The sequence below is a fragment of the Nostoc sp. genome (assembly GCF_036919675.1).
Classification (GTDB): Bacteria; Cyanobacteriota; Cyanobacteriia; order Cyanobacteriales; family Nostocaceae; genus Nostoc.
In genome coordinates this window covers 1-7,836 of record NZ_JBALCP010000117.1, presented here as the reverse complement: position 1 = coordinate 7,836, position 7,836 = coordinate 1, and the positions used below count along the sequence as shown (strand labels likewise).

General features: G+C 43.9%; 5 protein-coding genes and 2 pseudogenes. All 7 read left to right on the top strand.

Annotation, left to right across the window (positions count from 1 at the left end):
• Positions 1-91 precede the first annotated feature (91 nt).
• Positions 92-283 (top strand): annotated as a pseudogene (locus tag V7K49_RS26315) (IS701 family transposase); the annotation flags it as partial.
• Between the two features lie 248 nt (positions 284-531).
• On the top strand, positions 532-1,008 hold the full coding sequence (locus V7K49_RS26310) for a DUF2808 domain-containing protein (RefSeq protein WP_335208239.1): 477 nt from the start codon (positions 532-534) through the stop codon (positions 1,006-1,008).
• Between the two features lie 115 nt (positions 1,009-1,123).
• Complete coding sequence (locus tag V7K49_RS26305) at positions 1,124-2,494, top strand: TolC family protein (RefSeq protein WP_335208238.1); 1,371 nt, start codon at positions 1,124-1,126, stop codon at positions 2,492-2,494.
• On the top strand, positions 2,475-3,887 hold the full coding sequence (locus tag V7K49_RS26300) for an efflux RND transporter periplasmic adaptor subunit (protein ID WP_335208237.1): 1,413 nt from the start codon (positions 2,475-2,477) through the stop codon (positions 3,885-3,887). Before V7K49_RS26305 ends, V7K49_RS26300 begins: the two co-directional genes overlap by 20 nt.
• Positions 3,884-6,928, top strand: a complete 3,045-nt coding sequence (locus V7K49_RS26295) for an efflux RND transporter permease subunit (RefSeq protein ID WP_335208236.1) — start codon at positions 3,884-3,886, stop codon at positions 6,926-6,928. Before V7K49_RS26300 ends, V7K49_RS26295 begins: the two co-directional genes overlap by 4 nt.
• Before the next feature lie 71 nt (positions 6,929-6,999).
• Positions 7,000-7,164, top strand: a pseudogene (locus V7K49_RS34790) (hypothetical protein); the annotation flags it as partial.
• 3 nt (positions 7,165-7,167) lie between these two features.
• Positions 7,168-7,722: a hypothetical protein gene (locus tag V7K49_RS26290; protein ID WP_335208235.1), complete on the top strand. Its 555-nt coding sequence runs from the start codon at positions 7,168-7,170 to the stop codon at positions 7,720-7,722.
• Positions 7,723-7,836 lie beyond the last annotated feature (114 nt).

Here is a 7,836-nt window from a genome sequence, read left to right as displayed (position 1 = left end):
ATCAGTTGCACTCGACTTAATAAATCCTCAACATTTAAGAAACTGGTTTGCTAATTGCTGTTACTGTACCTCATAACAGCCGGAAGTGCTGTATCAACCAGGAATATTAATTGTAGATGCTGGATATGATAACAACAGATCCTTCTTATTAAAGCTAGAAAATCGTCACCTAAACTATTTAGGAGGATTAGCTAAAAATCGTAAAGTCATTGTCAGTGCTCAAGATAATATTCAACAAATAATTAGGTTAGATGAGTTAGCACAAACTTTATATCTGGAATCAAGTCCCTAAGAAATTCATATTGTCTGTGGGTCAGGTTACTGGGGTAAGCTTTACTCATGTCACTCTCTCAGTGCTGTTTATTATCTATTTACAGCGTATACTGAGAGAGCTTTTTTACAACATACCCGACTTTTCAAACACCCTCTTAGGCTTTTGATTGATAAGATGCGCTAACCCTAGTCTTTTCTAGTTCTTGACTTTTTTCGTCTAAATTGATCCTGCTCACTAATTTTCTAAAGAATGTAGAAATGAAAAGGCTAATTCAAGCTGTTGCATTGACTCTAACAATTGCATCCTTCAGTTCTACTGTATATGGGTACAGCCAAATAAAATCTAAAAACTTTCCTTACATTGTTGGAGCATACCAATTTCCCCAAACTAGGGCGAGAGTTGTTAGAGATTCTTTGAGGCTAAAAATTCCCTCAGATAGTAGAGCTTTATCCCGGCTAACTATTACTGTACCTAATGGTCTAACTGTCAGGAATGACATTACCATATCTGACCAATCTAATCAAAAACTTAATGCCAAGATTACAGTCAAGGACAAAACTATTACAATTGCTTTCCCAGAACAGATAGCTCCTGGAACTGAACTTAAGATTGACTTAAACCGTGTCTTAATTTCAGGAATTTCTAATGGTTGGCTCTTTCCAGTCTCTGTCAGACTTGTAGGTTTGAATGCAGATATTCCGATAGGTGTATTTCGCTTGCGGCTAATGTTCTAAGCACAAAATTGCATAAATTCCTAGTATTATGGAGTTCATCCAACAGTTCCTTTCACTTTACTGTGCTTCCAAATTTTATTTTTTGATAAAAAATTGAATAGAGATTTTAGCAGTAATGGATGTTTACACGGAAGTAAAACTGCGGGTGTCGCGGAGATTATTACTATTTTTATGTATAACAATTGAGTCGCTAGTATACTCATGTATTTCCTCTCCAATTGTTGGACAAACAGCTAAAGTATTAACCCTCAATCTTGAGGGGGCAATAACTAGATCTGAAGCAAATAATCCACAATTGTTGACTGTACAGCGAAGTATTAATGTTGCTCAAGCGGGAGTGGCAGTCGCCAAAGAGAGACCAAATCCCAGATTCTCCCTAGATATACCTTTTGGGGAAGCTGAGACTAAACGGATCGTTGGTATTGAACAACTAATTGAATTGGGGGGTAAGCGTGGGACACGTCTGGCTTTAGCCAACTCCCAGGTACAACAAGCCCAACTACAGTTAGACAACTTACGTTGGCAAATTCGTACTCAAGTACGTCAGGCATATACAGAGTTAGCCATTGCCCAAGGAGCGCAGCAAAATGCAGAACAATCTCTTGCTATCAACCAGCAACTTGTGGATATTGCCAAACTACGTTTTCAAGCTGATGATGTGGCCAAAGCCGATGTTGTTCAAGCTGAATTTGCTTTCTCACAAGCGCAGCAAAAAGTTGAACCAGCAGTGAATCGCGTCCATCAGGCTATCATTCGTCTAAATACTCTACTAGGTCAGCCTACTGACACAGTAATTACTTTGGTGGATGGACAGGCATTCACGTTTTATCTAAATGGTTCACAGCAAGGACTAGCAGTTATCACAAAACTGCCGGAGGTGACGGGACTAAAAAAATTAGCGAAAGCGTCGCGCTTAGATTTAGCTTTAGCTGAACAACAAATACAAATAAACAATAACCAAATTCAGGTAGCTCGCTCGGCTCGCATTCCGGATATTACCTTAGCGGCATCATTTGTTTGGGACCCTGGTCTAAGTACAGCTAGTGCGCCTTCTTCGACAACAACAGCAGTCATCTTAGGAGCAAGGGTGGATTTACCTGTGTTCAATAGCGGTGCGAGTGGAGTAAAGCAGGCGCGTGCTAATTTTTCTGTGGCCCAAGCACAAAAAATAGCTTTAGAATCACAAGTTGATTCTGAAGTTGCAATAGCTTACGAAAATATTATCAGTGCCCAACGCCTACTGGAGCGCGATCGCACAGTTTTACTACCGCAAGCTCTAGAAGTTCTAAATTTATCTCGCAATAGTTATCAGTACGGTCAAACTGGTTTGAGTGATGCTTTGCTCAACCAGCAGTCCATACAATCTGTATTTGATAATTTCTACGCTGATATCCTCGCCTACCAAACGGCTTTAGGCGCACTAGAGCAAGCTGTCAATCTACCCATGTCTGCGATTAATAACATCAATGCCCCCAAAACTCCTTAAAAAAGCAGGATGTTTGCATTTGGTACTTTCTTCGCCAAACATCCTGACCACTATCTCGCTGTTCATACTGCTAATTGGCTGCCAAGGCAAAGACCCACCAACTGATGAAGCAGCAGCGGTGTCCTTGCCTGTTGTAAACGTGCAACGCCAAGATATACCTGTAGAAGTCAACATTGGCGGCATGGTTAGTGCCCCACCCAATACCAGCGCTAAAGTCAGCCCAACTGTGGCTGGAAAACTTGCAGTTGTTACCGTCGTACCTGGTCAGAAGGTGGCTAAAGGGCAGTTAATTGCTCGATTGGATAATCGTCAGAGTCTTGATCAATTAAACCAAGCAACAGCAGGGTTACGTTCAGCCCAAGCAGGTGTTGCTCAGGCGCAGATTAATCTAGAACTTGCACAGAAAAGTTTAGAGCGATCGCGTCGTCTTTATAATCAAGCCCTTAATCCTACTCAAAAAGCCACAGATCCAGGCATACTCGGAGCCAGAGCAGGCGTGGCTCAAGCTCAAAGCAATCTTGCTTTTGGCGAAAAAAACTTGCAGCGACAAAAAATACTCTTTAAAAAAGGCGTATCACCCAAGAAGGACTTGTTTGCGGCCCAAAATCAGCTGGAAACTGCCCAAGCTGCTTTGGTTACTGCCCAAACCGCCGTGCAACAAGTTGTACCTCAGAAAGATGTGATTGCAGCCCAATCTCAGGTTGAAACATCTCAAGTTGCTCTAGCGGGCGCAATTGCTCAACAAGAACAGGCTAAAGCTTCCCGCGATCTTGCTCAAACCCAACTCAGCTTTACTGACATTTTTAGTCCGATATCTGGAGTTGTAGCTACTCGATTTCTAAATAATAATGATACTACAGACCCTGCCACACCAATCATTCAGGTTGTTAATTTATCAAAAGTGATAGTCAACGCCAACTTACCTGCTGACAAGAAAGCTAATATTCGTGTCAGTCAAAGCGCCAACATCCGCAGCCTTACAGGCGGTAGCTATTCTGGTATTGTCACTGCTATTAGCCCGATTGTCGATCCCCAAAGTAATACCCGCAGCATTCAAATTAGCGTTAACAATTCTCAGACACAGCTTAGAGAAAACCAAGCTGTAACTATTTCGATTATTACAGAAATCCATTCAGCGGCAATTACAGTACCCCAAACTGCTTTAGTGCCAGATCCAGATACTCCCACTGAACGGATGGTTTACACTGTGAAAGCTGGGAAACTGGAGCGGAAAAAGGTAAAAACTGGTATCCAGCAGGGCGATTTGTCTAATAGGGATAGCTTTGCTTCACGCGTTGAGATTTTATCAGGGTTGATGGGCAACGAAAGAGTAGTAGCTAAAGGTGCTTATGGTTTAGCAGATGGTACTGCTATACAGGAGGTAAAACAGTGATTCGCTTTACAAAACTGCTGCAATCCCAAGCAAAAGCAATTTACCTAATATTTGTGCTGATTGCCCTTTTAGGGATTTTCGCTTACAACAGTTTGCCAAGTGGAGTTTATCCCGAATTATCCTTTCCTCGAATTACAGCGATCGCCGAAGTCGGAAATCTTGCCCCAGAAGAAGTAGCTCTTACAGTTACTCGTCCTTTAGAAGAAGCTACCAACCAAGTTTATGGAGTTGAAAGGGTACGCTCTAAGACTGCCCGTGGCTCTACAGAACTTTCGATTGAATTTCAGCCTACAACCAATATGCAGCAAGCTTTACAGCAGTTAGAAGCCAAAACTAATGAAGTACGAAGTACTTTGCCATCTGGCGTTAACCTGACGGTTGAACGGGTTACCCCCGCCATCTTTCCAGTACTCAGCTACAATTTCACCACTGACACTCTGGCACAAACAGACCTTTATACAATTACTCAATATCAGATTTTGCCTCGCTTAACCAGGGTTGCAGGTGTCGCCCGTGTCAATCTTCAGGGGGGAAACATCTCGGAAGTCGAGGTACAAGTTGACCCAAATCGTCTGCAAAGTTATGGCTTGAATTTATCGCAAGTTGCTGATACAGTCCAGCGCTCTACTCAAAACCAAGCAGTTGGTAAACTAGATAGCAACTATCAGCAAAATTTACTAGTTACTAGTGGTCAGCCCATAGATGCATCTGCACTAACAGGGATTGTGGTGACGATGAAAGGTGCTGGGAAACCTGTATTTTTACAGGATTTGGCACAAGTCTCTCTAGGCGAAACTGACCCGATTCAAATTGTCAGTGCTAAAGGTAAACGCGGACTAACACTAAATATATTCCGTCAGCCTAATAGTAATGTTGTGGCAGTTACTGAGGCGGTACAGCAGGAAATCAAATCACTGGAGAAAAGCTTACCGCCAGGTGTGCAAATCACCAAAGCTTATGATGAATCAGGATTGGTAGTGGATGCGATCGCCAATGTTCGAGATGCGATCGCTATTGGCATTGTCCTAATTATTATTGTGCTGTACGTTTTCCTCCGAGAATGGCGCAGTACGGTGATTGCTTCTATCACTATTCCTCTATCGGCGTTGGCTGCCTTTGGGGTGCTATCCTTTGTCGGTCAGAGTCTAAATTTAATGTCTTTGGGAGGATTAGCGGTAGCAATTGGCTTGGTAATTGACGATGCAATTGTTGTGATTGAAAACATTGATCGCCAGTTGCAAAGAGGCTTGAACCCAAGTGCAGCAGTAGCCGCAGCGATGGCAGAATTAACTGAGCCTGTGATTAGTTCTACGATCACTACAGTAGCGGTTTTTGTACCTTTGGGATTATTGTCAGGTGTTGCCGGACAATTCTTTACCAGTCTTACAATTACATTAACCGCTGCTGTTGTTTTCTCCTTACTGCTAGCGCTGACTCTCACTCCCTTGCTTGGTGCAAAGTGGCTACGGAGTAACTCGAATCACTCAACACCAAAGTTATTAGTCAAACTAGATAATGCTTATACGCGGCTGTTGCGTTTTGTGTTTGGTAAAGTGCGTTGGGTAGGTGCGATCGCCCTATTTTTACTTGCAGTAGGAGCAGTATTATTTACACAATTGGGTTCAGATTTCTTACCAGCATTCGATGAAGGCAGCTATATCATTGATTACCTCGCCCCACCGGGAACATCGTTAACTGAAACAGACTTGCTCGCACATCAACTGGAAGAAATTATCGCCAAGACTCCGGAAATCACTACTTGGACGCGACGCACTGGTGCAGAAAATGGTTTGTTTGCTACTCAGCCAAATAAAGGTGATATTGTTGTTGTTCTAAAATCGGCAGATCAACGTCAACGCAAAGTCTTTGATATCATCGAAGAACAACGGCAGGATATATCTGCAAAATTACCCCAGTTAAACATTGACTTCCATCAAATTTTGCAAGACGAACTTAACGATTTATCTGGTGCGGCTAGTCCTGTAGAGGTGCGAATCTTTGGAGAAGATCCAACAATTCTGCGTAACTTAGGGGAGCAAGTTCAATTTCGCATTGAGAAAATCTCTGGTTTGGTAGACTTAGCATCTAGTGGTGGAGTAATTTTAGCGCAGCTAGACATGCACGTTAACCCCACTCAAGCTGTCCAGTTGGGATTAACAGCATCCGAAGTTGCACAGCAAGTACAGGATGGCTTGTTTGGGCGGGTAGCAACTCAAATTCGCCAGGGCGATAGGTTAGTGGACGTGCGCGTTCATCTTCTAGATACAGTACGTAGAGATCCTCAACAACTCAACCAAATCCCTATTGTTGGCACGAATGGTGCTACATTACCCCTTTCTGCTGTAGCTACAATCAAACCAACTACAGGCGAAGAAGCAATTTTACGCGAAAATCAGCAGCGTTATGTTTCCTTTACTGCTGGTGTAGAAAAACGCGATCTCGGTTCTATGGTGCAAGATATCAACAAAAAATTAGCTGGATTAAAACTACCTCAAGGTTACATCCTCTCAGTCGGTGGATTAATTGCCTCTCAACAAGCATCTTTCTCACAATTGCTGTTAGTTATGAGTTTAGGTGTTTTACTGGTGTATTTAGTGCTAGTTTTACAGTTCCGCGATTTATTGCAACCGTTAGTAATTTTTACGACAATTCCCTTAGCACTTTTAGGAGTAATTTTGGGTTTATGGATTACTCAAACGCCGCTAAATGTTTCATCATTTATGGGAATTATTTTGCTCGTAGGTTTGGTAGTAAAAAATGGGATTATTTTATTGGAATACACCAACCGTTTACGTTCAGAAGGTCAGTCTGTTGAATCGGCTTTAATTGAAGCTGGTCGTGTAAGACTACGACCAATTTTGATGACTACACTTTGTACTATTCTAGGTTTACTACCTTTAGCTTTAGGTTTGGGTGCAGGCGCAGAGTTGCAAAAGCCATTAGCAATCGCAGTTATTGGTGGGCTTTCTTTATCTACTATTTTTACACTCATCTTTGTACCAATTGTGTTTCGTTTAGTCTGCCGATTGCGCCCAGAATAGTAGTTTGTTTGGGAGCATCCCAATTTTGCAAGAATGATACTAGCATAATTCACTTTACATTTAGGTACTATATGCGCTCTCTACCCCGCATCGATTCGAGATACTGGTTTTGCCTTTGTGCCGCTAGCGTTTTCGGCACCAACACTGGCGACTTCCTTGGGGACGAACTACACCTCGGGCACCTCGGCGGACTACCCTGGCTGGCTGGGCTATTCGCGCTAATCCTCTTACTCGACCGAATGGTTCGTCGGCCCATACCACTTTGGTTCTGGTTTGCCATCATCACGGTTCGCACGGCGGCTACCAACGTCGGGGATATGTTCAATGATTGGCACATCGACTTCGCGGTCTCCATACCGATGGTTCTTGCACTTTTTGTTTGCGCTGTCTGGGTCTACAGCCGGTTTTTTGATGCAGGGACTACCTTGGGCGATACCATCCGCGTAACACCGATCTACTGGGTCTGTATGATGCTGGCCGGTGTCCTTGGCACCCTCGCGGGCGACTTCGCGTCCTTTCGGCTGCATCTCACGCCGCCAGGGGCCGCAGTGGTGGTAGGGGCGCTGGTGGCGATGACGCTTAGAATCGGCCGACGGAGGCAAATTCTCGCGCCAGCGCTCTACTGGACCACGGTGGCACTCATTCGCACGGCTGGCACTGCCGCTGGCGATGCCTTGGCTCACGCGTTGAGCCTGCCATGGAGCACCTTGCTCACCGGTCTTGCTTTCCTGGTTCCCGTCATCGCGTTCTATGGAACCGGTCGTCCAACGGTTGAACGCGCCGACCCTAAGTAAGCAACGGGACGGCCGCCTGGTTCAAGCAGAACTTTTAGAAATGGAACAACCCAGTATTTTCATGCTGTAGTGACACCTGTAATTGTTTGTCCTGGTAATTCTCAAGTCATCCCC

What these genes read in the sequence shown, in the direction of transcription:
- V7K49_RS26305 (WP_335208238.1), top strand. Translation starts at nt 1,124, where the DNA reads ATGGATGTTTACACGGAAGTAAAACTGCGGGTGTCGCGGAGATTATTA.
- V7K49_RS26300 (WP_335208237.1), top strand. Translation starts at nt 2,475, where the DNA reads ATGCCCCCAAAACTCCTTAAAAAAGCAGGATGTTTGCATTTGGTACTT.
- V7K49_RS26290 (WP_335208235.1), top strand. Translation starts at nt 7,168, where the DNA reads ATGGTTCGTCGGCCCATACCACTTTGGTTCTGGTTTGCCATCATCACG.
- V7K49_RS26310 (WP_335208239.1), top strand. Translation starts at nt 532, where the DNA reads ATGAAAAGGCTAATTCAAGCTGTTGCATTGACTCTAACAATTGCATCC.